Raw genomic sequence first — 25637 nt, forward strand, 5'->3', positions numbered from 1 at the left:
ACCGCGCGCGGTGTAGCGGAACGAGTTGGCCGGATCGACCACGATCTCCTCGCAGGCCGCGGCCACGCCGGGGGAGTAGGCCAGCGCCAGGTCATGCTGGTTGGACATCGGCTTGGTCGGCGTGACGGAAATCTTGCCGCGCGTGGGAAATTCGTGGTATTCGAGCGCCGCCTGGCGGAAGGCGTCGCGGCTGGGGTTCTGGCTGGAGGGGTTTTCTTCGGACATTGCGGAAGGCGGAAAGGAGGCAATAGCCGGATGCGGAACACCGGCGGGCCGCCGGCGGTGCCGGGCGATGGCACCAAGTATCCGGCAAACGCCCGGCGCGGGTATTGAAATGATCTCAAGCGATGTTGAAATCCGCTGCGCGGCGACCTACGCGGGCGGCGCCTTGCGCGCCTGCTCGCCGAGCTGACGGCGCATCTCGTCGGCCAGCGGATGCAGGCCCCGCGTGGAGTCCGCCGCCACCAGGCTGTAGCCCAGGCCCTGGGCCGCCCACGAGTAGCCGGCCACGCCGGCCTGGGCGTGGGCCTTCATCGGCATGTTCTGCTCGGTCGCCATCGGCCGCACCAGCATGGCCACGCGCGTGCCGTGTCCGTCGTCGTACATGAACAGGCCGGCCGGGCCGTGCTCGGTGGCCACCAGCCGCCCGCCGATGTAGCGGTAGCCGGACTGCGCGAGGTCCGGCAGGGCGATCGGGCGCCGCAGCCGCGTGGAGACCCACTTGAGCAGGTCGGCGCTGTCGCTGGCGCTGATCTCCACCGGGCGCACCGGGTCGGAGGCGAACACCTGGTAGCTCGCGGTGGCCTCGCGCGCCAGCGCCGCGATGCCGCCGGCCGCGGGTTCGGTGGCGGCGCGCCCGATCCAGCCGCCCATGCCGCCCAGGCACAGCGCGACGAAGACCGACGCGGCCAGCCGCCACGGCGCGCCGGTGCGCGCGCGCCGCGCCTCCAGCATGCGGCTCAGGTTCAGCTCGGGCGGCACCGGCTCGCGGGCGATGGGGGCGAAGGCGGCGCGCAGTTGCGCGCGTTGCGCGACATAACCTTCGACGCGGCGCGCGACGTCGGGATGATGCCGCAGGTATGCGTCGATCTGGTGGCGCCGCGCCGCGTCCAGCGCGCCGTCGACGTAGGCCAGCAGCTCTTCTTCCTGCACCGGCCGGCCGTCGTTCCCGCCATCGTTGCCGTGCCAGCCGTCGTTCCGGTTGTCGCTCATTTCACCCTCCGCAATGCAGACTTCGTGGCCGCCCCGGCCGCGCCGGTCTCCATGATCCTCAGCAGTTTCTCCCGCGCGCGGGACAGCCGCGACATCACGGTGCCGATCGGGATGTCCAGCACGCGCGCGGCGTCCGCGTAGGACATGTCTTCCACCGAGACCAGCAGCAGTATGCTGCGCTGGTCCGCGGGCAGCGCGTCGAGCGCGTTCATCAGGTCGCGGTGGCGCAGCGCGTCTTCCTGGGTGGCGCGCGACGCCATCAGGGCTTCGTCGACGTCCTCGAGCGCGACGTGCGTGCCCAGCCCGCCGGCGCGCCGGCGCAGCGCGGTGACGGCCAGGTTGTGCAGGATGGCGAACACCCAGCTGCGCGTGTCGTCGTTGCTGCGGCGGCTGTCCCAGTAGGTGATGACCTTCTCCAGGCAGTCCTGCACCAGATCGTCGGCGGCCGCCTGCTCGCGCAGCAGCGCGCGCGCATAGCGGCGCAGCGCCGGTATCAGCGGCTCGACTTGATGCAACATGTCTTTCACTGCGATGTCCTCCCTGGTACACCCGGCCGCGCGGCATCATGCCACAGCCAGCCGGCGGTCCGCCGGCTGGCGCGGTTGCCGCCTTCCGGCTGCCGTTTCCCTACAGCGCCTGCACCTGGACCGGCGCGGCCGGCTTGCCGTTCGCGGCCGGCGCGATGACGAGGTAGCGCCGCGCCTGCGCGCCGTCGCCGCCCTGCACCACCTGGCGGATCGGGCCGATGGCGTTGACGATGGCCGAGCCCGCCGGATTGGTCATGAACGACGCGAGCGGCTCCAGTATGCCCGTGCCGTCGGCCTGGCTGGCCAGCGCGAGCACGTAGGGCTGCTTCGGCTGCAGTCCGGTGGCCGAAGCCTGCAGCACCTGGAGCAGGCCCTGGTCGAACAGCGTGACGCTGGTCGGCGCGTTGTCCGCGGCGACCGGCTTGCCGTCGGCGACGCGCAGCAGCTTCAGCTGCGTGGTCTGGCCGGCCACGCCGAGCTGCTGCAGGCCGTCCGTGCCGGCGCCTTCGGGCACCGCGTCGGGCACGTAGTTGATCGCCTGCGGGGCCTGGCCGACCGGCACGTTGGCGACCACCTTGTTGCTGGCCGTGTCGATGGCCGCGAGCTGGTCGGCGTTCTCCAGGCCGACGTAGATGCGCGTGCCGTCGCCGGACGGCCACACGCCGTGCGGCAGGCTGCCCACCGGAATGGTCGCCACCTGGGAGAAGTCGTCGGTGCGGAACACCTTGACCTGGTTTAGGCCGCCGACGCTGACGTAGGCGAAGGTGCCGCCCGCCGTGCGCGCGAAATTGACGTGGTTGGTGATCGGGCCGGTCTCGATGGTCTTGAGCGGGCGGAACGGCGGCAGCGCCTCGAAGACCTGGGTGCGGCCCACGTCCTTGAGCGTGAACCACACCTGCTTGCCGTCGGGCGTGGCGGCGATGTTGGGGCAGAACGGGCTTTCCTGCTTCACGTGGCCGACGATCTTGTGGTCGGCCACCGTGACCACGGCGGTATCAGGGTTGAACGACGAGCAGATGTAGCCGTACTTGCCGTCCGGCGAGAAGATCTGCATGCCGGGCCCGCCGGCGACGGTGATGCGGGTCTTTTCCTCGAAGGTGGCGGCGTCGAGCACGGCGATGTAGTTCTCGCCGCGCACCGTGACCCACACTTCCTTGCCGTCCGGCGTGTAGAACGCCTCGTGCGGCGAGCGGCCCACGTAGGTGACGTGCTTGACCGCGTTGGTCGCGGTGTCGATGAACGAGACCGAGTTCGAGCCGATCGACACCACCGCCAGCGTGCGGTGGTCGGGCGAGAAGCCCATGCCGTGCACCAGCACCTGGCCGCGGTACAGCGGGCTGAAATTGCCCGGCGCCGGGTCGCCGAGGCGGATCACGCCCAGCAGCTTGTTGTCCGCGGGGTCCGTGACCGAGACGGTGTTGGAGAACTGCTCGGCGGCGTAGATGCGGTCGCGGTGGCTGACCGGGATGTCGGCGGCGCCCAGCGCGCCGGGCGCCTGCCCGGCGCAGGCGGCGCCCATGCCGAGCGCGAGCGCGAGGGGCAGGGCGAGGGAGGCGGTCTTCCTGAAGGGATTTCGGGTCATGGTGTGGGCCTTGGTGTCAGTGTGCGTGCATGGCGTGGTTGTGGGTGGCCGGATCGGCCGGGGCGGTTGGGGTAGCCGGCTGGCCGGGGCCGGCCTGCGTCGGCGCCGGTTCGGACGGGGGCAGCGGCTGGCCGAGCGCCAGCCGCATCGCGGCGATTTCCTGCAGCTGGTCGACGATGATTTCCTGCGCGATGCGCCGCAACTGCTCGTTGTGGCCGTAGCGCAGCTCGGACATCGCCATGTCGATGGCACCCTGGTGGTGCGGAATCATCATCGCGGCGAAGTCCGCGTCGATGTCGCCGCTGGGCTTGACCGCCATGCCGTCCATCATCTTCGTCATGGCGGCGTCGTTCTCGGCCATGAATTTCTCTTCGTCCGAGCCGCCCGTGGCCGTGGCCGTGGCCGTGCCCGCCGACGCGCACAGCGCGAGCGCCAGCATCAGGCCAGCGCCGGCGCGGGCCAGCCGGCGCGGTGAAGCGTGCAGGATCGCCATCCTTTTCCCCTTGTCGTCATGAGGCCCCGATGGGGCCGCTGATGGGGTAGACGCGGACCGTCCGCGCTTATTCCGCCGCCGCGCAAATTTTTTCGGGGCGCGCCCGGGGGAGGCGCAAGGAACACTTGCGCCCAGGCACCGCATCCGTGCGCGGCGCGCGCAGGCATGCGCGTTCCGGGGGCATTGAAAAATACTGCATCCCCGAGGTTGTCTCTTTCAATTTCCAAAGTGGCCGCGAACCCTGAAGATGGGCCCGTCGGTTTGAAACGCCTTCGTCCGCAAATCCCGATACCCCGCGCCATCGCCATTTCCGGATCCAACATCATGCACAAGTTACTGAGCCTCAAAGGTGTCAAGAAATCCTTCCCGACCAAGGGAAAGACGGTCGACGTACTCGGCGGCCTGACCTTCGACGTGAACGAGCAGGATTTCGTCAGCATCATCGGCCCCAGCGGCTGCGGCAAGACCACCATCTTCAACATCATCGCCGGGCTGCTCGACCCCGATACCGGCGAGATCAGCTATCGCGGCCAGCAGGTCACGGGCCTGCGCGGCAAGGTCGGCTACATGATGCAGCGCGACCTGCTGTTCCCGTGGCGCACCGTGCTCGAGAACGTCATGCTGGCGCCCGAGCTCAAGCGGATGCCCGCCGCGGAGGCGCGCGACAACGCGCTCGAATACCTCAACACCTTCGGGCTCGGCGGCTTCGAGAACAACTACCCCAAGACCCTCTCGGGCGGCATGCGCCAGCGCGTGGCGCTGATCCGCACGCTGATCTCGGACCCGGACGTGCTGCTGCTCGACGAGCCGTTCTCGGCGCTCGACTACCAGACCCGCCTGTACCTGGAGGGCGTGCTGCTGGAGGCGGTCGATACCTTCAAGAAGACGGTGATCCTGGTCACGCACGACATCGACGAGGCGGTCGCGCTGTCCAAGCGGGTGGTGGTGCTGGCGGGCAAGCCCTCGCACGTCAAGCAGGTCTACGACATCGACATCGGCGAGAAGTCGCCGATCGGGGCGCGCAGCCATCCGCATTTCTCGGGCTATTTCCACCAGCTATGCGCCGAGCTGGACATCCAGACGCGCCAGCACTGATTTTCCAAGAACGGGAGTGAACATGAGCCACGCTATTTCCGGCGCGCCGCCGGTTGCCCCGGCGCGCGCGCGCCGCAAGAAGAAAACGCATGTCCTGGACAACGGCTGGGGGCGCTCGGCCATCCAGGTCGCGGCCCTGGTGCTGTTCCTGTGGGTCTGGCAGCTCGGCGCCGACATCGGCTGGGTGTCGTCCTTCATGGTCGGCTCGCCGGCCGAGATCTACAAGGCGCTGGCGCGCGGCATGGCCAGCGGCGACCTGCTGCGCGACAGCGGCTACACGCTGATGGAGTCGATCCTGGGCTTCGTGATCGGCACGCTGGTGGGCTCCGTCCTGGGGCTGGCGCTGTGGTATTCGCCGTTCATCGCGCGCCTGACCGAGCCGTTCATCATCGCGGTCAACAGCATTCCCAAGATCGCCTTCGGCCCGATCGTGATCCTGTGGTTCGGCACGGGCCTGGTGTCGAAGGTCGCGCTGGCCGTCTCGCTGACCGCCATCGTGGCGCTGATCGCGGCGTACCAGGCGGCCAAGGACGCCGACGTCGATTTCCAGACGCTGCTGGTGACGCTGGGCGCGGAGAAGCACGACGTGTTCTTCAAGGTGATCGTGCCGTCCTCGCTGCCGGCCATGATCTCCACCTTCCGCATCAACATCGGCTTCGGCCTGGTGGGCGCGGTGGTGGGCGAGTTCATTTCGTCCGAGCACGGCCTGGGCCACATGATCTTCACCGCGTCCGGGCTCTACGACCTGAATACGGTGTGGGCCGGCCTGTTCACGCTGATGGTGATCGGCTTCGGGCTGTACTTCGTCATCGACTACATCGAGCGCAAGCTGCTGCCCTGGAAAGACGACGTGCACCACGCCAGCCTCAATGTCTGACGCGCGCCTTTTCCCCATGTCGTCCATTCCACGTGAGCCTTTCATGAAGAACCTACTCAAGCGAACCGCATGCATGCTGGGCCTGGCAGCGGCCCTGGTGGCCGCCGCGCCCGCCTCGGCCCAGGCACCGAAGAAGGTGGTGGTGTCGCAGTTGTTCCAGTCGGTGATGTTCCTGCCGCTCTACGTGGCGCTCGACCACGGCTTCTTCGCGCAGCAGGGGCTGGACGTGACCAAGCAGACCTCGGGCTCGCCCAATGCGTCGCTGTCGGCGGTGATCGCGGGCAGCGCGGAGTTCTCGCTGCACGGCCCCGAGTGGACCGCCATCGCCGCCTCCAAGGGCGCCGACGTGCAGGTCATCGCCGGCGTGGTCAACCGCGCCGCGGTCTGGATCGCCGCGGCACCGGACCTGAAGTACACCGGGCCGAAGGACTTCGCCGGGCAGACCGTGTCGACCGGCATGATGCCGATCGCCAGCACCTCGCTGTTCTCCAAGCTGCTGCGCGACAACAAGATCGACCCGGCCGCCGCCGGCATCACCGTCAAGCAGGTCCAGGCCGGCGCCGAGCTGGGCCCGCTGCTGGCCGGCCAGGCGAGCGTGGGCGTGTTCTACCAGCCGGCGCTGGAGCAGGCGGTGGCCAAGGGCTTCAAGGTCGTGCACAGCTTTCCGCGCCAGTACGGCCCCTACCTGCTGTCGGCCATCACCGCGCGCAAGTCCGTGGATGCCGACACCGCCCGGCGCTTCATCGCGGCGATGGAGTCCGCGCTGCGCTTCATGAACACCCACCCGGCCGAGGCCGTCGCCATCGCCAGGACGGAGTTCCCCTCGATCGATCCCGCCGTGGTCGAAGCCGCCGTCAAGCGCATGCTGGCCGAGCAGGTCTACGCCACCACCGTGGCCATCTCGCCCGACGCACTGCGCATCGCGATGGACACGCAGATCGCGCTGGGCAACCTGAAAAGCCAGCCCGACTACGACACGCTGGTCGCCCGCAAGCTGATCGAAGGCGGCATCGCGCGCGTGGACGCCGCCCGCTAGGCCGGCGCGGCCTGCCTCACCGCCGCGCCGCTGCGCCGCTGCGCCGCTGCGCCGCTTCACCGCCTTACCTGTTTCCCTTTTTCCGTTTCCAGCTGCGATGGTGCCGGACACCATCGCCTACCCCTCTGTTGCCTGCACACACGATCATGAGAACCTATCCCTCCTTCAAGGCCGCGGCCTGCCATATCTCCTCGGTCTTCTTCGACAGCGACGCCTGCGTCGACAAGGCCTGCGACTGGATCGCCGAGGCCGCGCGCAACGGCGCCTCGCTGGTCGCGTTTCCCGAGGCCTTCATCTCGGCCTTCCCGGTCTGGGCCGGCGTGTGGGCGCCGGTGGAGACCCACGAGTTCTTCGTCAAGCTGGCCGCTTCCTCGGTGACCATCGACGGCCCCGAGATGGCCCGCATCCGCCGCGCCGCCAAGGAGCACGGCGTGTTCGTCTCGATCGGCATCAACGAGTCGACGCCCAACAGCGTCGGCTGCGTGTGGGACACCAACGTGCTGATCGGCGACGACGGCAGCATCCTCAACCGCCACCGCAAGCTGATGCCGACCTACTACGAGAAGCTGGTGTGGGCGATGGGCGACGGCAGCGGCCTGCGCGTGGTGGATACCCGCATCGGCCGCATCGGCGCGCTGATCTGCGGCGAGAACACCAATTCGCTGGCGCGCTTCGCGCTGATGTCGCAGGGCGAGAACGTGCACGTCTCCAGCTTCTCGCCGCGCTTTCCCACGCATCCGGCCGGGCAGCCCGCCTATGACCTGGAAGCGTCGATCAAGCTGCGCGCTGGCGCCCACGCCTTCGAGGGCAAGCTGTTCAACGTGGTGTCGTCGAGCTATCTGCAGCCCGCCGTGATCGACATGATCGCGCGCGGCAATCCGGCCGTGCACCGCGTGATCGACGAAGCGTCCCGCAGCGTGTCGATGATCCTCGGCCCGGACGGCGCGCCCATCAGCGAGGTGCTGCGCGACGAGGAAGGCATCGCCTACGCGGACATCGACATCGCGCGCTGCGTGGTGCCCAAGCAGTTCCAGGACGTGGTCGGCTACTACAACCGCTTCGACGTGTTCGACCTGCGCGTGCACCGCCACGCGCACGCGCCGGCGAGCTTCGGCGGCGACGGCGCGGACGGCGCCGGCGACGGCGAATACGGCGAGCGCGCCTGGAAGGGCGTGCCCGAGGCCGAAGCCGTCAACTGAAGCAGCACGCGGCGGCGCCGTGCGCCGCCGCCCGCCCAGTCATCCGCCATTCGGAGCCGCATCATGATTTCCAGCCTCAAGCGCATCCAGTGCTTCCAGCATTTCCTGCCCCGCCTCGCCGCCGCGGCCTGCCTGCTGGGCGCGAGCCAGCTCGCGCTCGCCGAGAACAAGACGGTGGTGCTGTCGCAACTGTTCCAGTCCATCCAGCTGCTGCCGGTCTACGTGGCCATCGACGGCGGCTTCTTCGACAAGCAGGGCCTGACCGTGACCAAGCAGACCGCCGGCTCGGCCAACGCGGCGCTGTCCGCGCTGCTGGCCGGCGCGGCCGACTTCTCGCTGCACGGCCCCGAATGGAGCGCGATCGCCGCGGAGAAGGGCGCCGACGTGCAGGTGATCGCCAGCGTGGTGAGCCGGCCGTCGTTCTGGATCGCCGCCGCGCCCGACGCGAAGTTCGACTCGGTTGCCGACCTCAAGGGCCAGACCGTGGTGGCGGGCCAGATGCCCACCACCAGCACCTCGCTGTTCATGAAGCTGCTGCGGCAGAACGGCCTCACGCCCGGCAAGGACGTCAAGATCTCGCAGGTCCAGATCGGCTCCGAGCCGGGCCCGCTGCTGGCCGGGCAGGCCAGGTTCGGCGTGCTGTACCAGCCCGGGCTCGACCAGGTCGCGGCCAAGGGCATGAAGGTGGTGTACGGCTTCTCCAGCATGGCCAGCGAGTACACGGTGGCTGCCATCAGCACCCGCCGCGGCGTGGACCCGGACACGGCGACGCGCTTCGTCAAGGCGCTGCAGCAGGCCGTGGTCTACATGCAGAAGGACGTGGACGGCACCATCGCCATCGCCAGGACCGAGTTCCCCTCGCTCGATCCCAAGGTCATCGACGCCGCCGTGCGCCGCATGATCGAGGGCAAGATCTACTCGACCTCGGTCGACATCTCGCCCAAGGCGTTCGAGAACGCGATGGCGACGCAGGTCGAGCTCGGCAACCTCAAGGCCATGCCGGACTACGCCAAGGTGGTCTCGCGCAAGTACATCCAGGCCGCGCTCGGGAACTGATCATGGCCGATGCCTTCTGGGGAGCCATCATGGGCGAGCGCGCGGCGGCGCGCGGCGCGGACCTGCCGACGATCCGGGCCTGCCGCGTGCGCCAGCTCGTGGTGCCGTTCGCGCAGCCGCTGCGCACGGCCAGCGGCACGATGCCGGCCGCGCCGATGATCCTGCTCGACCTGCACACCAGCGCCGGCGTGACCGGCCACGCCTACCTGTTCACCTACACGCCCACCGCGCTGCGCGCCGTGGCCGCGCTGTGCGAGGACGTGACGGCGCAGCTCGCCGGCGCCGCGCTGGCGCCGCGCCAGGTCATGGCCGGCCTGCGCGCCCGGTTCAGGCTGCTCGGCAGCGTCGGCCTGCTCGACATGGTGCTGTCGGCCATCGACATGGCGCTGTGGGACGCCTGGGCGAAGTTCCTCGGCCAGCCGCTGGCGGCGCTGCTCGGCGCGGACCTGTCGGCGAACGACCGCGTGCGCGCCTATGCCAGCTACGGCATGGAAGACCGCGAGCAGATCGTGCGGCACGTGGGAGCGGCGCTCGAGCAGGGCTTCGGTTTCGTCAAGATCAAGATCGGCCATGCGTCGCTGGCCACCGACCTGGAGATCGTCGAAGCCGCGCTGGCGGCGATGCAGGGCCGCGCGGCGCTGCTGGTGGACTACAACCAGAGCCTGTCCGTGGCCGAGGCGGTGGTGCGCTGCAAGGCGCTGGACGGCTACGGCCTGGCCTGGATCGAGGAGCCCACGCGCTACGACGACCTGCACGGACACGCGCAGATCGCCGCCGCCGTCGACACGCCGATCCAGCTGGGCGAGAACCTGTGGGGCCCGGCGCAGATCGGCGAGAGCCTGCGCGCCGGCGCCTCCGACCTGATGATGCCGGACCTCGGCAAGGTGGGCGGCGTGAGCGGCTGGCTGGATGCAACCAGCCTGTGCGGCGCGCGCAACGTGCCGGTCTCCAATCATTTCTACCAGGAGGTCAGCGCGCACCTGATGACGGTCACGCCGGGCGCGCACCTGCTCGAGTATTTCCGCATGGCCGAGCCCATCCTGCTGGAGCCGGTCGAGGTCGTGCACGGCCATGTGCGCGTGCCGCGCCGGCCCGGCCACGGCATGGCGTGGAACGAAGAACAGGTGCGCAGGTATCTGGCGTGACGGAATCCGTGCCGGCCTCGTTGTGTGGACTGTCGTGCGAACTGTCGTGCGAACTACCGCGCGAACTCTTCCGCCGGCGCGCCGCGCCGCTGCCTGGGCTTGCCCGCGCGCGCGCCGCCGTAGGCGCCGGGCGTGCTGATGTTCAGCTCCTTCTCCAGCCACTCGATGAAGCCTTCCACCTCGGGGCGCTCGTAGGCCTCCGGCGGGCAGGTGGCGTAATAAGCGTAGTAGGGCGTGGCGGTGGTGGCCGGGTAGAGCGTGATCAGGCGCCCGCTCGCCAGATGGGACTGGATCAGGGTGGGGCGGGCCAGCGCGATGCCCATGCCGTGGGCCGCCGCGTCGACGAACAGGCCCACGTCGGAAAACTGGAACATGCTGTTCGGTTCTTCCCAGTCGAGGCCGGCGGCCTGGAACCAGGGGCGCCACGGCTCGATCGAGCAGCGCAGCAGGTCCGCGCGCAGCAGGTCCGGGAACGTCGTGAACGGTCCGTGCCGCTCGGCATAGGCGGGGCTGCACGCGGCCATGACCTGCTCGTCGAGGATGCGCACCACCTTGCGCCCGGTGTAGCGCCCGTCGCCGAAGCGGATCTCGATGTCGGCCGGCTCGGCCTTGGCGCCGATCAGCGGCACCGAGAGCTGGATGTCGATCTCCAGTTGCGGGAACTGCTCCTTGATCAGGCCCAGGCGCGGCAGCAGGATCTGGGTGGCGAAGGTCGGCGGCGAACTCAGCCGCAGCTTGGCGCGCGGCTTGATCGTCCTGCCGCGCGAGGACGGAAAGTAGCTCAGCGCATACAGCGCGCTGCGCACCGTTTCGAGATACGACTGGCCGTCGGGCGTGAGGATGATCTCGCCGTTGACCTTGGTAAACAGCGTCAGCCGCGTGAAGTCTTCCAGTTGGCGGATGCGGTGGCTGACCGCGCTCGGCGTGATGGCCAGCTCCTGCGCCACCAGCACGCCGCTCTTGAGGCGCGCCCTGGCCTCGAATGCGAGCAGGCAGTGGATCGGCGGCAGGCGGGAGGAGATGGTCGACACGGAGAAGCGCGCAAAGGCGGGCGGTGGAAAGGCTTCCGGTAACTAGCAAGAAGCGTGCCGCAGCGGCCAGAAAGCGTGCCGCAAGCCACCGGAAACCATCGCGCATGTGCCCGGCCGCGCGCGCCGGCCGCCCCGTCCCGGCACGGTGTCATCGCGCCGGGACGGCCAGGGCGAGGCGCCGCGCCGGCGGCTAGCGCATGCCGTATTGAGCGCCGCGCTGGTTGTAGCCCTGGTAGTCCAGCAGCGCCTCGACGTCGTCCACCTTGTCCATCAGGTCCGCCGCCGCCGTGACGTCGAGCGCGGCATGGAACTGTGTCAGCGCGCGCGTCACGCCGTGGGTCGCGGCGTTCAGGCAGAAGTTGTGATAGATGACCATCTGCACGCGCGCCGCGCGCTCCTGGGCCAGCGTCTCGGGCGGCGTGTTGACCAGCACCACGTGGGCCGGGATGCGCTCGCGCACCGCCGCCAGCTGCGTGGCGTTGATGCCGGTGGCGAACACCACTTCCGCGCCGGCCCTGGCGAACGCGGTCATGCGCGCGACGGCGTCCTCGATGTTGCCGGTGGCCCAGGCCGCGTCCGTGCGCGCGATGATGGTGAAGTTCGGGTCGTCCCGCGCGTCCCGCGCGGCGCACAGCCGCGCGAGCATCTCGTCGAGCGGCAGCAGGCGGCGCGGCAGGTCGGAGTGCTTGCCGCTTTCATGGTCGTCGATGTGGATCGCGCTGGCGCCCGCGCGCTCGTACAGGCGCACGGCGCGCCAGATGTTGGCGGGGTTGTAGAAGCCGTTCTCGGCATCGGCGACGACCGGCAGGTCGACCGCGTCCGCCACCGAGCGGACCGCGGCCACCAGCTCGTCCAGCGTGAGCAGGCCGACGTCCGGCATGCCGCGCGAGGAAGCCACGCCGTAGCTGCCGACGTAGACCACGGGAAAGCCCGCCTTTTGCACCAGCAACGCGCTGAGCGGATCGAAGGCGCCCACCGCGGGAACGGTGGCGCCGGTTTCGAAGAGCGCCTTGAAGCGCAGGCGCAGTTCTGCTTTGGAAGTCATGGGAATGGATCTGAAGGAGAGAAGCCCGGGGCCGCCGCGCGGGGCCCCGGTGCGAGGTCAGAGAAAGCCGACCGACAGCCACGGCACGAAAGCCACCACCAGCAGCGCCAGCAGCAGCGCGCCCAGGTAGCCCCACACGCGCCCGAACACGGCATCCGCGGAGACGCGCCCGATCGAGCAGGCGGCATAGAAGCCCACGCCGAACGGCGGCGAGAACATGCCCATGCCCATCGCCAGGATCACCACCATCGAGTAGTGCACCTCGTTGATGCCGAGCGTCTTGGCCACCGGGAACAGCAGCGGCGCGAACAGCACGATCGCCGGAATGCCCTCCAGCACGCTGCCGAGGATGACGAAGGCCAGGATGGTGATGAGCAGGAAGCCCGGCGCGCCGCCGGAGGCGCGCACCATCAGGTCCACCACGTCGGCGGAGAAGCCCGACTGGGTCAGCGCCCACGACATCGCCGTGGCCATGCCGATGGTGAGCAGGATCGCGCCGGACAGCGTGGCGGTCTCGACCAGCGTCGGATAGAGCCGGCGCAGGTCGATGTTGCGGTAGAGGAAGCAGCCGATCATGCCGACCAGCACGATGTAGGCCACGCCCACGGTGGCCACCTCGGTCGCGGTGGCCGCGCCCATGACCACCGCGTAGCGGATCAGCACCGGCAGCGCCAGCGCCGGCACGGCGAACAGCAGCGTGCGCAGCACCACGCGCAGCGGCGCGCGCGCCAGTCCCGGCGCCGGCTCGCGGCGCGCGCGCGCCCAGCACACCACGGCGATGGCCAGCGTGGCGACCACGGCCGGCATCAGCCCGCCGGTAAACAGCGCGGTGATGGAGACGCTGCACACGGCGCCGATGGTGATCAGCACGATGCTGGGCGGGATGGTCTCGGTCATCGCGCCCGTGGACGAGAGCAGCGCCACGAGGTCTTCCGGCTTGCAGCCCCGCTTCTTCATCTCCGGGAACAGCGCCGGCGCGATGGCGGCCATGTCGGCCACCTTGGAGCCCGAGATGCCCGAGACCAGGAACATGGCGCCGAGCAGCGTGAACTGCAGCCCGCCGCGCGTGTGGCCGATCAGCGCGGCCATGAAGTCGATCAGCGACCTGGCCATGCCGCTGATTTCCAGCAGCGCGCCGAGCAGCACGAACAGCGGCACCGACAGCAGGATCATGTGCGACATGCCTTCGTCGATGCGGCTCACCACCACCGAATACGGCGAGTCCGTGACCAGCCCGATATAGGCCAGCGTGGCCACGCCGAACGCGAAGGCGATCGGCTGGCCGGCGGCGATGGCCGCGCCCAGCAGCAGCACGAAGAAGATCAGCAGGTTGTAGTTGCCGATCGACAGCAGCAGCGGCCCGGCCAGCCATAGCAGCCCGGCCACGGCCGCGAGCACGGCCAGCGCCTGCAGCGCGTCGCGCAGCGAGGCGCGCTTGAGCAGGCCCGCGAGCGAGGTCAGCGCCATCAGCACCGCGCCGGCGGGCAGCGCGGCGGCGCGGTAGCCGGCCGGCATGCCCAGCGCGGGCGTGGTGATTTCCATCTCGTCGTGCGCGTGGCCGATGGCGGGCACGATGATGAGCATCACGAAGGCGCACACCACCAGCGCCGACATGGTCTGCAGCCACGCCTGCCAGCGCGGCGACAGGCGGTTCACCAGCGCCGTCAGGCGCATGTGCTCGCCCTTGTCGAGCGCCAGCACCGCGCCCAGCATGGTGAGCCAGATGAACAGCGTGGAGGCCAGCTCGTCGGTCCAGTCCAGGGGGTTGTCGAACACGTAGCGCGACACCACGCCGGCCAGCAGGATGCAGGTATCCGCCAACACCAGGCACGCGGCCAGCGCGCCCACGCAGCGCATCAGCAGCCGGTGCGCGCCGAGCAGGGGCGTGGCCGAAGGATGCAGCGCGGCCGCCGGGATCAGGGGCCGCTCGATCACGAGATCTTTCCTCCGAACTTCTCGAGCAGGCTCCAGGCCTCGTCGCCGAAGCGGCGGTGCCATTCGGCGTAGAAGCCGGCGGTGCGGAGCCTGGCGCGGAAGGCTTCCTGCTCCACGCTGTTGAACTTGAGGCCGCGCCCGCGCAGGTCGTCGACCAGCGCGTCGTTGGTCTTCCTGGTGTCGGCGCGCTGCTTCAGCGCGGCTTCGTTGACGTTGCGCGTGACGACCTGCTGCAGGTCGGCCGGCAGCTTGCCGAACTTGGCCTTGTTGCCGAGGAACCAGAAGCCGTCCCACATGTGGTTGGTCAGCGAGCAGAACTTCTGCACCTCGTAGATCTTGGACGCCTCGATGAGCACCAGCGGATTTTCCTGGCCGTCGACCACCTTGGTCTGCAGCGAGGTGTACACGTCCTGCATGCTGATGGTGGTGGGCGAGGCGTTGAACGCCTTGAACATCGAGGTCCAGATCGGCGCCGGCGGCACGCGCATCTTCAGGCCCTTGAGGTCGTCCGGGGTGGCGATCGGGCGGCTGCTGGTGGTGATCTGACGGTAGCCGTTGTCCCAGATCCGCTCGAAGGCGAACAGCGAGGTCTTGCCGATCTCGTTGCGCAGGTGGGCGCCGAGCTCGCCGTCCATCGCCGCCCACACCGCCGCATAGTCCTTGAAGGCAAAGCCGATGCCGCTGATCTGCACCACCGGCAGCAGCGTGCCGAGCGTCAGCGGCGACAGCGCGAGAAAGTCGATGGAGCCGGCGCGCAATTGCGACAGCATGTCGGTGTCGCTGCCAAGCTGCGAGTTCGGGTAGACCTGGAAGTCGACGCGCCCGCCCGATTCGGTGCGGATCTTCTCGGCCATTTCCTTGGCGCGAATATTCACCGGGTGGGAAGGGGGCTGGTAGCTGCCGAAGCGCAGCTTGAATTCCGGCGCGGCATTCGCGCTGCGGATGTAAGCTACCGGGGAAAGTGCGGTAGTGGCTACAGCCGCGGTCTTGAGGAAGGTTCTCCGTGTCGTCATGACGGTCTGTCTCTCGCTTGGTCTCGTTGAAATGCGAGGCGCCCGGGCCATGCCCGCGTGCCTCAGCGTTGCAAGTCTAGACTGTCGGAACACGGCAGCTATTATCATTGTGTCGTTAAATAATTTCTATCTGGTTAATAGATAAATCCCTTGTAAATCATGGAATTGCGCCATTTTCGTTGCTTCATGGCCGTGGCGGATTGCCTGCATTTCGTGCGCGCGGCGGAGTTGCTGCACATCTCGCCGCCGGCACTGACCAAGCAGATCCAGGAAGCCGAGCGCATGCTCGGCGTGCGGCTGTTCCACCGGACCACGCGCTCGGTGTCGTTGACCTCGGCCGGCGAGGTGTTCCAGGTCGAGGCGCGGCGCGCGCTGGAGCAGTTCGCCCAGGCCGAGGAATCCGTGCGCCGCGCCGGGCGCGGCGAGATCGGGCGCATCGAAGTGGGCTACATCGCCTCGACGGCATACTCCGGCGTGCTCCAGGCGGAACTGTCGATCTACCGCAAGCACTATCCCGACCTCGAGGTCAACCTGCGCGAAGGCGCGCTCGCGCGGCTGCCGCAACTGATCGAGGCGGGCACGCTGGACGTGGCGTTCCTGCGCCCGCCCGTGACCTATCCGGTCGGCATCGACGGCATCGTGATCGCGCGGGAGCGCTTCGTGCTCGCGCTGCACGCGGAGTCGCCGCTGGCCCGGCTCGACGTGGTGCATCCGGCCCAGTTGCGCGACGAGCGCTTCATCCTGCCGGAGCAGGAATCGGGCACGCTGGAGATCGGCCGGCGCGGCCAGTTCCATCCGCAGATCGTGACGCGCCCGGGCCGCCTCGTGGCGGTGGTGACGATGGTGTCGCTGGGGTCGGGCGTGGCGGTGGTGCCGCATTCGGTGGTCGACCACATCGTGATTCCCGACGTGGTCTACCGCGAGATCCACGGCGGCGTGGTGCCGACCGAGATCGCGGTGGCGCACCGGCGCCACGAGAAGGCGCCGGCGGTGCGCGCGTTCATCCGGCAGGTGCGCGAGCGCGGCAAGGCCGCGGCGGCGTGAGCGGGCAGCCGCCGTCCCGATGATCTCCGATCCCCACGGAGGGCCGGCCCTCCGTGGAGGGGAACCGGGAACACGCGGGTGGCGCGCCGGCGCCCCCGGCGCCCATGTCCGGAGCGCACCGGATTCTTGTCCGTTTCCAACGGAACGCCGGGTGCCTTTCCCTGTCTATGTTGAGCATCCACGCTACAATGCTGCCGCGCACCATCCATGCGCCGCTTGCATCAAGCGGTTGCCGCGCCACCTGGACCGCCCCTGTTTTTTGCCCTCGTTTTCGCCCCCAGACCGATGCGATCCCTGCTGTTCCTGCTCACCGCCTTGTGCCTGTCTCTGCTGTCCTTCGGGGCGGCGGCGAACGTGCATGCCGGCGGCGCGCAGCCCGAGGCGGCGCGCGCGGAGGCGTTCGCCGCGGCGGTGCCGCGCGCGCTCGACGGGCTGGACGGCATCGCCGATCCCGGCCGCGTGGTGGCGCCCGGCGACGACGGCCTGATGGCCGAGGCGGAGCCCGAAGCGGTGGCGGTGGCGGAGGACGAGCCGCCTGGCTACTGCGAGATCTGGTCCGCCGACCTGCTCGATCCGCTCGACCTGCTCGACGAGATCGAGGAATCCAGCGCGCTGTTCGCGCTGCCCGCCGTGCGTGTTTCGCCGCCGCCCATCGCGCGCGCGCGGCCGTTCCCCGCACCCCCGGCACCGTTGCCGGCGGCGTTTTTCAAGCCGCCCATCTCCCTGATCTGACAGCCCCGGCAATCCCGGCGCGCATCGCGCGCGCCCGGGATGCGTTCCCATTGCCTGGGCGCCCCGGTCCGCTCGCCACCGCGCGCGCGGACTGACTGCCGCCGCGCGCCGTGCGCGCGCCGGTGGCGGGCGCGCAGCCGTCTTGCCTGCCCCCTTTCGTCATGCAGATCAAACAGATCAGACAGATCACGATGTATTCCGTGGTGGCGTTGCTGCCGCTCGGCGCCTTGCCGGCGCTGGCGGCGCAGACGTTCACCTTGCCCGAGCTGCTGTCCTTGTCGCAGTCCACCAACAAGGGCGTCGAGGCGGCCCAGGCCGGCGTCGACGCCGCCAGTGCCGCCGTGACCAGCGCGCGGGCCTATCCCAATCCGCAGGTGGAGGTGCTGTACGGCCGGTTGTCGCCGCGCAGCGCCGGCGTGGCCGGCGGTCCCGCGCCGACCGTGGCGATCACACAGAAGCTGGACTATCCGCAGCAGCGCCGGCTGCGCGCCGACATGGCCGGGCGCAGCCTGGAGGCCACCGAGGCGGGCCGCCAGGCGTTCCGGGCCGAGCTGGCCGCGCGCGTCAAGACCGCGTATTTCGAGGTGCTGCGCCGCGAGACCGAGCAGGCCGCGGCGCAGGACGACCTGGCCATGATGCGGCAGATCCACGACCGCGCGCGCCTGCGCGTGGAGGTGGGCGAGGCGCCGCGCTACGAGCTGATCAAGGCCGAGACCGAATTGCTGAGCGCGCAGAAGACGCTGCAGAGCGCGCACCTGCGCGTCAAGCAGGCCAAGGCGGCGCTGCGCCAGCAGGTCGGCGGCGCCATGCCGGCCGACTACGCGGTGGCCGGCAGCCTGAGCCAGCAGGCGCCGCTGCCGGCCTTGCCGGTGCTGCGCGACACCCTGGGCGGCAGCAATGCCGAGCTGGCCCAGCGCCGCCTCGAGGCGGACCGCGCCAGCCTGGCGGTGGACTACCAGCGTTCGCTGCGGCTGCCCGAGCTGGCCGTGCGCGCCAGCGCCGCGCGCGAGCCGGACAACACCGTCTCGCAGGTCGGCCTGACCCTGACCATCCCGCTGTGGGACCGCCGCACGGGCCCGGTGGGCGAGGCCACCGCGCAGGCGATCCAGGCCCGCACCGCGCTGGAGCTGCGCGAGTTCGAGCTGCGGCAGGAACTGGAGACCGCCTACCGCCAGTACGAGATCACGCAGGCGCAGGTCGGCGCGCTGGAAGGCGGCATCGTGCGCCAGGCGGAGTCGGCGCTGGCGGTGGCCGAGTCGGCCTACCGCTTCGGCGAGCGCGGCATCCTCGATTACCTGGACGCCCAGCGCGTGCTGCGCGGCGCGCGCAGCGACCTGATCGCGGCCCAGTACGAATTGCAGACCGCCACCATCCAGATCGAGAAGCTGCTGTCGAGCGTGCCCGGCGATGCCGCGGCGGCGCCGGCTCTGGCGCCATCTGTGGCGTCACCTCTGGCGCCATCTCTGGCGTCACCCCCCGCAGCGTCTCCCGCTTCCACGGCACCTACGGAACCCAACTAAGCATGCGTCCCCATTTCCTTCTTTCCCTGACGGCAACCGCAGCCCTGCTGTTTTCCCTGGCCGGCTGCTCCGACGATCCCGCGCCCGCCGCCGAGGCGCCCAAGCTGCCGCCGGGCGTGGTCAGGCCCGAGCCGGCCCTGCAGCAGACGCTCAAGGTGGCGCCGGTGGCCACCAGTGCCTTCAGCGAGGTGCTGCGCGTGGCCGGCCGCATCGATTTCGACGAACAGCGCGTGGCGCGCATCGGCGCCAGCGTGACCGGCCGCGTGACCGATCTCTACGGCATCCTCGGCCAGGAGGTCAAGGCCGGGCAGGTGCTGGCGCGCCTGCACAGCAGCGAGCTGGGCACGGCGCAGCTGGCCTTCCTCAAGGCCGAGTCGCAGACCGACCTGCAGGCCCGCAACGCCGAGCGCGCGCGCCAGCTGTTCGCCGCCGACGTGATCGGCCGCGGCGAGCTGCAGCGGCGCGAGAGCGAGCTGGCGATCGCCTCGGCCGAGATGCGCGCCTACCGCGACCAGCTGCGCGTGCTGGGCATGTCGGCTGCCGCGGTGGCGCAACTGGCCAGGAGCGGCAGCATCGATTCGTATTCGCCGGTGTTCTCCAGCATCAGCGGCACGGTGGTGGAGCGCAACGTGGCGCAGGGCCAGGTGGTGCAGCCGGCCGACGCGCTCTACACCGTGGCCGACCTGTCGCGCGTGTGGGTGGTGGCGGAGGTGCCCGAGCAGCAGGCCGCGCTGGTGGCCGAAGGCCAGAGCGTGGACATCGAGGTGCCTTCGCTGGGCAACGGCGCCGGCCGCAAGCAGATCACCGGCAAGCTGATCTACGTGGGCCGCACGGTGAACCCGCAGACGCGCACGGTGCTGGTGCGCACCGAGCTGGAGAACAAGGAGGGCCGCCTCAAGCCCGCCATGCTGGCCAGCATGCTGATCAACAGCGCGCCGACCGAGCAGCTGGTGATCCCCGAGTCGGCCATCGTGCGCGACGGCAACGACGAGCAGGTCTACGTGGAGCTGCCCGGCGGCCAGTACCGCCTGGCCAAGGTCCGGCTGGGCGCGGAGAGCGACGGCATGCGCGTGGTCCACAGCGGCGTGAAGGCCGGCGACCGCGTGGTGGTGGATGGCGCCTTCCATCTGGACAACGAGCGCAAGCGCCTGGAACAGGGATAAGCGGCCATGATGAAATCCCTTGTGGAAGCCGCCATTAAGCAGCGGCTGGTGGTGTGCGTGCTGGCGGTGGTGCTGTTCTTCTTCGGCCTGCGCGCGGCCACCAAGTTGTCGGTGGATGCGTTTCCCGACGTGACCAACGTGCAGGTGCAGATCGCCACCGAGGCCACCGGCCGCTCGCCGGAGGAGGTGGAGCGCTTCGTCACCGTGCCGATCGAGATGGCCATGACGGGCCTGCCCGGCCTGGAGGAGATGCGCTCGCTCAACAAGGCAGGCCTGTCGCTGATCACGCTGGTCTTCACCGACGCGACCGACGTGTACTTTGCCCGCCAGCTGGTGATGGAGCGCCTGATCGAAGTGGGCGGGCGCATGCCCGAGGGCGTGACGCCGGTGCTGGGCCCGGTCTCCACCGGCCTGGGCGAGGTCTACCAGTACACGCTCGACCGCGCCGACGACGGCAGCCGCGCGCTGACCACGGACGAGCTTTCCGAGCGCCGCATCGCCCAGGACTGGGTGGTGCGCCCGCTGCTGCGCTCGATTCCCGGCGTGGCCGAGATCAACTCGCAGGGCGGCTACGTCAGGCAGTACCAGGTGCTGGTCAACCCGGAGCGCATGCGTCACTACCAGATCACGCTGCAGCAGGTCTACCAGTCGCTGGCGCGCAACAACGCCAACTCCGGCGGCGGCGTGCTGCCGCACTACGCCGAGCAGTACCTGATCCGCGGCGTGGGCCTGGCCAGGGGCGTGGACGACATCGGCAGCATCGTGCTCAAGGAGGTGGCCGGCACGCCGGTGTACGTGCGCGACGTGGCCGACGTGGCGGTGGGGCACGAGGTGCGGCAGGGCGCGCTGGTCAAGAACGGCGAGACCGAGGCCGTGGGCGGCATCGTGATGATGATGCGCGGCGGCAACGCCAAGGAAGTGGTGAGCCGCGTCAAGGCCCGCGTGGCCGAGATCAACGAGCGCGGCATGCTGCCCGGCAAGCTGCAGATCGTGCCGTACTACGACCGCAGCGAACTGGTGGACTCCGCCTTGTGGACCGTGACCAAGGTGCTGCTCGAAGGCGTGGTGCTGGTGGTGATCGTGCTGTTCCTGTTCCTCGGCGACGTGCGCTCGTCGGTGATCGTGCTGGCCACGCTGGTGCTCACGCCGCTGCTGACCTTCATGGTGATGAACCAGGTGGGGCTGTCGGCCAACCTGATGTCGCTGGGCGGGCTGGCCATCGCCATCGGCCTGATGGTGGACGGCTCGGTGGTGGTGGTGGAGAACGCCTTCGAGCGGCTCGGCTACCGCGAGAAATCGCACCTGAGCAAGACCGAGATCCTGGTCAAGGCGGTGCAGGAAGTGGCCACGCCGGTGATCGTGGGCGTGGGCATCATCATCCTGGTGTTCCTGCCGCTAATGACGCTCAAGGGCATGGAGGGCAAGATGTTCGCGCCGCTGGCGTTCACCATCTCGATCGCGCTGGCGATCTCGCTGCTGCTGTCGCTCACGCTCTCGCCGGTGCTGGCGTCCTACCTGCTCAAGGGCGGCTCCGAGCACGACACGCGCCTGATCGCGTTCATGAAGCGCCATTACCTGCGCATGCTGCGCTGGGCGCTGGCCAACAGCCGCAAGACCGTGATCGGCGCGGTGGCGGCGTTCGGCGCCACCCTCGCGATCGTGCCTCTGCTGGGCACGTCCTTCATCCCCGAGATGAAGGAAGGCTCGATCGTGCCCGCGCTCGACCGCGTGCCCAACATCTCGCTGGAGGAATCCATCAAGCTGGAGATGGCGGCCAACAAGCTGGTGCTGTCGGTGCCGGGCGTGAAGTCGGTGGTGTCCGGCGTGGGCCGCGGCGAAAGCCCGGCCGACCCGCAGGGCCAGAACGAGTCCACGCCCATCGCCAGCCTCAAGGACCGCGACGAGTGGCCCGACGGCTGGACCCAGGACGACATCGCCAACGGCATCCGCGAGAAGCTCAAGGCCATCCCCGGCGTGCAGATCGTGATGGCGCAGCCGATCTCCGACCGCGTCGACGAGATGGTCAGCGGCGTGCGCTCGGACGTGGCGGTGAAGGTGTTCGGCGACGACCTCGACAAGCTGCGCGACCTCGCCGGCGAGATCGCGCGCGTGGCCGGCGGCATCCCGGGCTCGCAGGACGTGCGCATCGAGCGCATCTCCGGGCAGCAGTACCTGTCCATCGAGATCGACCGCCAGGCGATCGCGCGCTACGGCCTGAACGTGTCCGACATCCACGACATCATCGAGATCGCCATCGGCGGCAAGCGCGCCACCGACATCTTCGAGGGCGAGCGCCGCTTCGCCGCGGCGGTGCGCCTGCCCGCGGACTTCCGCGACAACGTGCAGGCCATCCGCCAGCTGCTGGTGGCCACGCCCAACGGCGTCCAGGTGCCGCTGCAGAGCGTGGCGAAGATCGAGGTGACGGACGGCCCGGCGCAGATCAGCCGCGAGATGGCCAAGCGCCGCGTGGTGGTGATGATCAACGTCAAGGACCGCGACCTGGGCGGCTTCGTCGCCGAGCTGCAGCAGGCGGCCGGCAGCAAGGTCAAGCTGCCCGAGGGCTATTACCTCGAGTGGGGCGGCCAGTTCCAGAACATGGAACGCGCGATGGGCCACCTGAAGATCATCGTGCCGGTCACGGTGGCGGCGATCTTCTTCCTGCTGTTCCTGCTGTTCAACTCGCTGCGCTTCGCCACGCTCATCATCACCGTGCTGCCGTTCGCCTCCATCGGCGGCATCATCGGCCTGTTCGTCACCGGCGAATACCTGTCGGTGCCGGCCTCGGTGGGCTTCATCGCGCTGTGGGGCATGGCCGTGCTCAACGGCGTGGTGCTGGTGTCCTATATCCGCACGCTGCGCGACTCGGGCCTGCCGCTCGACGACGCGGTGGTGCAGGGCGCGGCCCAGCGCTTCCGCCCGGTCATGATGACCGCCACCATCGCCATGCTGGGGCTGGTGCCGTTCCTGTTCTCCACGGGGCCGGGCTCGGAGGTGCAGCGCCCGCTGGCGGTGGTGGTGATCGGCGGGCTGATCACCTCGACGCTGCTCACGCTGGTGATGGTGCCGACGCTGTACCGCTGGTTCGACAACCGCGAGCCGGCGCCGCGCAAGGACGTGTCGGTGTGAGGCCGTGCGGGCCGCCTCGTGTGGCGGAGTCGGCGGCCCGCGCAAAATCACTGGACAATCGCCGCGGTTGTTGTACAATCCGGGCCTTCGTTCGCATCGGTTTCCATCGGTTGCCGTTGCATCGGTCGTTGTTCCCCGATAGCTCAGTCGGTAGAGCGCCGGACTGTTAATCCGTAGGTCCCTGGTTCGAGCCCAGGTCGGGGAGCCAAGAAATTCGAGGGCCTGCAGCGTTGCCGCTGCAGGCCCTTTTTTCATTTCCGGATGCGGATGCGGATGCGCGCCGCGGTCCGTCCCGGCCGGGACGGACCCGCGTTCAGGCCTCGAAGGCGAACGGGCTGACGCCGGTCCGCCCGTAGCCCTCCTGCGCGACGGCGGCGTCGAGCGCGAGCGTGGCGAGGTCGTCCGCGCAGACTTCCACCTGTTCGTCGCGCTCGCGGTAGAAGGCCTTGAGGTAGCCGTGGCAGTCGCCGCAGCTCTCGGCCTTGACCGGCGCCTCGAGGTCGTCGAGGCTCCAGTAGTCCAGCTTGGCGGCGCTGCCGCAGTTGGAGCACTTCGAGCGCACCATGTGCCAGCGGGTCTCGCACAGCGGGCAGTGGAGATAGCGCAGGCCGGCGCGGTCGCCGTTCATGATGAGGCTGCCGGCCGGCGCGCAGCCGCACAGCGGGCAGAGGCTGCTTTCCTGCCGCGGGGCGGGTGCCTGGGGTTCGGCCAGGACGAAATCGGCGTACTGCGCCGCGGTGAGCGACAGCGCGGTCCAGAGGAACAGCGCGGCGCCCGCGCCGATCTCGCCGGATTTTCCGTCGAGCAGCTTCGCCGCCATCTGCGCCAGCGCCGCGTCGTCGGCGCGGCGCAGCGGCTCGAGCGCGTCGAGCACGCTCTGCGGCGCGGTCGCGCGCGCGTGGTCGAGCAGCTGGCCGAGCGCGGCCATCCAGTACGACCGCGCGGGCTCCTCGTCCAGGCCGGCGCGCACCGGGCCGCTCGCGCCGTCGCGCGGGCCGGCGGTTGCCGGCCGCGGCAGCGGCTCGCCGAGAAGCAGCTCGCGCTGCCGGTCGACCAGCGCCGCGATGAAGAGCAGGTAGCCGGCTTCCGGATGGTCCGCGGCCAGGTGCCGCAGGCGGGCGGAGCGGTGCGCGTAGAGCACGTCCAGTTTCGGCCGCAGCAGCGGCTCGATGTCCTTGACGCCGGGGCTGCGCTTGTCCAGCGCGACGGTGTCCGTGACGGGCCGGTTCATCGCCGGTGCCCGTCGGACTTGCCGGCGCCGGCGATCTCGTCGTACCAGCGGTCGTGGTGATGCCGCGCCCAGGCGCGCGACACGTAGCCGGTCAGCATGCCGGAGATCGAGCCGCGCACCCAGATCGCCAGGTAGACGTGGCCGGCGATCAGGAGCACCAGCCCGATGCCCGCCATCGCATGCAGCAGCAGCGCCAGGCGGATCATGGGGATCGGGAAGTACCCGGAGAAGTAGCGGCGCCAGATGACCAGGCCGCTGGCCAGCAGCGCGGCGATGGCCAGCATGATGAGCCAGAACAGCACCTTCTGGCCGGCGTTGTACTTGCCGATGCGCAGCTTGTGCGCGCCGGGCGTGTTGAGCACCACCGCCTTCACGTTGCGGAACCAGAGGCGGTCGCTCTTGACCAGCACGTTGTGATGGGCGAAGCGCGCGAACATGAAGGCGAGCAGGATGAACACCAGGACGCCCAGGAACGGGTGCAGCACGCGCGCGAGCTGCGGCGTGCCGAGCACGCCCGACAGCCAGCTCAGGCTGGGGAAGAACCACGACAGGCCGGACAGCGCCACGGGAATGAAGCAGGCCACCATCAGCCAGTGGCACAGGCGCTCGGCGAACCCGGTGCGCAGGATCGGTTCTTTTTCGGTCATGGCGTCACTCCTCCGTCGCCGCGGTCTTGCGGCTGGCCGCCTGCGGCTCGTCCGGCTCGTCGTCCGGCGCCTTGGGGACGTTGGGCCCCACGCCCACGTAGTGGGTGAGGAAGCCCGCCACGGTCGCGGCGAAGGCCAGGCCGGCCACGGGCTTGAGCCAGTCCTTCCAGCCCCGGACCATCGCGCTGATCTTCGGGTCGCGCGGCAGCTTGTGGTACAGCTCGGGCTTGTCCGCGTGCTGGAGCACGTACATGACGTGGGTGCCGCCGACGCCTTGCGGGTCATAGAGCCCGGCGCCGTCGTAGCCGCGCGTCTTCAGTTCCTCGACGCGGCTCGCGCCGAGCACCTTCATGTCTTCCTTGCTGCCGAAGCTGATGGCGCCGGTGGGGCAGGTCTTCACGCACGACGGTTCCTGTCCCACGCCGACGCGGTCGGAGCACAGCGTGCACTTGTAGGCCTTGTTGTCCTGCTTGCTGATGCGCGGCACGTCGAACGGGCAGCCCGCCACGCAGTAGCCGCAGCCGATGCAGTGTTCCGACTGGAAGTCGACGATGCCGTTGGCGTACTGGACGATCGCGCCGGGGCTCGGGCACGCCTTCAGGCAGCCCGGGTCCTCGCAGTGCATGCAGCCGTCCTTGCGGATCAGCCATTCCAGCTTGCCGTTCTCGTGCTCGACCTCGTCGAAGCGCATCAGCGTCCAGGTCTGCGGGCTGAGGTCGGCCGGGTTGTCGTAGACGCCGACGTTGTGGCCGACCTCGTCGCGCAGGTCGTTCCACTCGGAGCAGGCCACCTGGCAGGCCTTGCAGCCGATGCACACGGACACGTCGATGAGCTTGGCCACCTCGGTCTGGTGCTCGCGGGCGCGCGGCGCCGGCGTGAAGTTGCTGGTCGCCGAGCGCCGGATGATGTTCTGGGATTGCATGGACAT

At 69.5% G+C, this 25637-nt stretch carries 23 protein-coding genes and 1 tRNA gene; 12 read left to right on the plus strand and 12 right to left on the minus strand.

The genetic code is table 11. From position 1 onward, the window contains the following. The 5 genes from KF708C_RS29975 to KF708C_RS29995 form a co-directional block, all read right to left on the minus strand. Positions 1-225: hypothetical protein (locus tag KF708C_RS29975; RefSeq protein ID WP_370552880.1), on the minus strand; the 225-nt coding region annotated here is incomplete at its 3' end. A 147-nt stretch (positions 226-372) separates the two neighbouring features. Beyond that, positions 373-1212: an anti-sigma factor family protein gene (locus KF708C_RS29980; RefSeq protein WP_059415212.1), complete on the minus strand. Its 840-nt coding sequence runs from the start codon at positions 1210-1212 to the stop codon at positions 373-375. Next, positions 1209-1730, minus strand: coding sequence for a sigma-70 family RNA polymerase sigma factor (locus tag KF708C_RS29985; RefSeq protein WP_059415215.1), 522 nt, complete (start codon positions 1728-1730; stop codon positions 1209-1211). The genes KF708C_RS29980 and KF708C_RS29985 overlap by 4 nt, the downstream gene beginning before the upstream one ends. 109 nt (positions 1731-1839) lie before the next feature. Next, on the minus strand, positions 1840-3321 hold the full coding sequence (locus KF708C_RS29990) for a YncE family protein (protein ID WP_059415217.1): 1482 nt from the start codon (positions 3319-3321) through the stop codon (positions 1840-1842). Between the two features lie 16 nt (positions 3322-3337). Next, entirely contained in the window at positions 3338-3814 is a 477-nt protein-coding gene (locus tag KF708C_RS29995) for a DUF305 domain-containing protein (protein WP_059415219.1), read from the minus strand. A 324-nt stretch (positions 3815-4138) separates the two neighbouring features. Here KF708C_RS29995 and KF708C_RS30000 point away from each other — a divergent pair, with 324 nt between their 5' ends. The 6 genes from KF708C_RS30000 (at position 4139) to KF708C_RS30025 (ending at position 10222) form a co-directional block, all read left to right on the plus strand. Next, the gene (locus tag KF708C_RS30000) at positions 4139-4909 is read left to right on the plus strand and encodes an ABC transporter ATP-binding protein (protein ID WP_059415221.1); all 771 of its coding nucleotides are present in this window, start codon (positions 4139-4141) and stop codon (positions 4907-4909) included. A gap of 22 nt (positions 4910-4931) precedes the next feature. Continuing rightward, positions 4932-5786, plus strand: a complete 855-nt coding sequence (locus KF708C_RS30005) for an ABC transporter permease (RefSeq protein ID WP_020206388.1) — start codon at positions 4932-4934, stop codon at positions 5784-5786. A 43-nt stretch (positions 5787-5829) separates the two neighbouring features. Further along, positions 5830-6822: an ABC transporter substrate-binding protein gene (locus KF708C_RS30010; RefSeq protein WP_059415223.1), complete on the plus strand. Its 993-nt coding sequence runs from the start codon at positions 5830-5832 to the stop codon at positions 6820-6822. Positions 6823-6968: 146 nt separating this feature from the next. Then, entirely contained in the window at positions 6969-8021 is a 1053-nt protein-coding gene (locus tag KF708C_RS30015) for a carbon-nitrogen hydrolase family protein (protein ID WP_020206386.1), read from the plus strand. A 63-nt stretch (positions 8022-8084) separates the two neighbouring features. Continuing rightward, positions 8085-9077, plus strand: a complete 993-nt coding sequence (locus KF708C_RS30020; protein ID WP_059415225.1) for an ABC transporter substrate-binding protein — start codon at positions 8085-8087, stop codon at positions 9075-9077. Positions 9078-9079: 2 nt separating this feature from the next. Beyond that, positions 9080-10222 (plus strand): enolase C-terminal domain-like protein, encoded by a 1143-nt coding sequence (locus KF708C_RS30025; protein ID WP_059415228.1) that lies wholly within the window; start codon positions 9080-9082, stop codon positions 10220-10222. Between the two features lie 53 nt (positions 10223-10275). On the opposite strand, the gene KF708C_RS30030 is transcribed toward KF708C_RS30025, so the two are convergent. The 4 genes from KF708C_RS30030 to KF708C_RS30045 form a co-directional block, all read right to left on the minus strand. Next, complete coding sequence (locus KF708C_RS30030) at positions 10276-11253, minus strand: LysR substrate-binding domain-containing protein (RefSeq protein ID WP_059415229.1); 978 nt, start codon at positions 11251-11253, stop codon at positions 10276-10278. 190 nt (positions 11254-11443) lie between these two features. Then, positions 11444-12298 carry an isocitrate lyase/PEP mutase family protein gene (locus KF708C_RS30035; protein ID WP_059415230.1) on the minus strand — a complete coding sequence of 285 codons (855 nt, stop codon included), beginning with the start codon at positions 12296-12298 and terminating at the stop codon, positions 11444-11446. 57 nt (positions 12299-12355) lie between these two features. Then, positions 12356-14233, minus strand: coding sequence for a TRAP transporter large permease (locus tag KF708C_RS30040; protein WP_059415232.1), 1878 nt, complete (start codon positions 14231-14233; stop codon positions 12356-12358). Further along, complete coding sequence (locus tag KF708C_RS30045) at positions 14230-15246, minus strand: TRAP transporter substrate-binding protein (protein ID WP_029044318.1); 1017 nt, start codon at positions 15244-15246, stop codon at positions 14230-14232. Before KF708C_RS30045 ends, KF708C_RS30040 begins: the two co-directional genes overlap by 4 nt. Positions 15247-15405: 159 nt before the next feature. Here KF708C_RS30045 and KF708C_RS30050 point away from each other — a divergent pair, with 159 nt between their 5' ends. The 6 genes from KF708C_RS30050 (at position 15406) to KF708C_RS30075 (ending at position 23039) form a co-directional block, all read left to right on the plus strand. Further along, positions 15406-16290 carry a LysR family transcriptional regulator gene (locus KF708C_RS30050; protein ID WP_029044317.1) on the plus strand — a complete coding sequence of 295 codons (885 nt, stop codon included), beginning with the start codon at positions 15406-15408 and terminating at the stop codon, positions 16288-16290. 285 nt (positions 16291-16575) lie between these two features. After that, the gene (locus KF708C_RS30055) at positions 16576-17022 is read left to right on the plus strand and encodes a hypothetical protein (protein ID WP_059415234.1); all 447 of its coding nucleotides are present in this window, start codon (positions 16576-16578) and stop codon (positions 17020-17022) included. A gap of 161 nt (positions 17023-17183) precedes the next feature. Next, entirely contained in the window at positions 17184-18542 is a 1359-nt protein-coding gene (locus KF708C_RS30060) for a TolC family protein (RefSeq protein ID WP_059415236.1), read from the plus strand. A 2-nt stretch (positions 18543-18544) separates the two neighbouring features. Next, positions 18545-19705 (plus strand): efflux RND transporter periplasmic adaptor subunit, encoded by a 1161-nt coding sequence (locus KF708C_RS30065; RefSeq protein ID WP_020204877.1) that lies wholly within the window; start codon positions 18545-18547, stop codon positions 19703-19705. 6 nt (positions 19706-19711) lie between these two features. Next, positions 19712-22831 (plus strand): efflux RND transporter permease subunit, encoded by a 3120-nt coding sequence (locus tag KF708C_RS30070; RefSeq protein ID WP_059415238.1) that lies wholly within the window; start codon positions 19712-19714, stop codon positions 22829-22831. Positions 22832-22963: 132 nt separating this feature from the next. Next, a tRNA-Asn gene (locus KF708C_RS30075) sits at positions 22964-23039 on the plus strand. A 105-nt stretch (positions 23040-23144) separates the two neighbouring features. Here the strand turns inward: KF708C_RS30075 and fdhE are convergent. The 3 genes from fdhE to fdxH are packed head-to-tail and all read right to left on the minus strand — an operon-like array spanning position 23145 to position 25637. Then, a complete protein-coding gene (fdhE, locus tag KF708C_RS30080) occupies positions 23145-24062 on the minus strand; it encodes a formate dehydrogenase accessory protein FdhE (RefSeq protein WP_059415240.1) in 918 nt (305 codons plus the stop codon). Then, the gene (locus KF708C_RS30085; protein WP_059415242.1) at positions 24059-24709 is read right to left on the minus strand and encodes a formate dehydrogenase subunit gamma; all 651 of its coding nucleotides are present in this window, start codon (positions 24707-24709) and stop codon (positions 24059-24061) included. The genes fdhE and KF708C_RS30085 overlap by 4 nt, the downstream gene beginning before the upstream one ends. A 4-nt stretch (positions 24710-24713) precedes the next feature. Next, positions 24714-25637, minus strand: coding sequence for a formate dehydrogenase subunit beta (gene fdxH / locus KF708C_RS30090; protein WP_059415244.1), 924 nt, complete (start codon positions 25635-25637; stop codon positions 24714-24716).

Source organism: Cupriavidus basilensis, from assembly GCF_000876015.1.
Lineage (GTDB): Bacteria > Pseudomonadota > Gammaproteobacteria > Burkholderiales > Burkholderiaceae > Cupriavidus > Cupriavidus basilensis_B.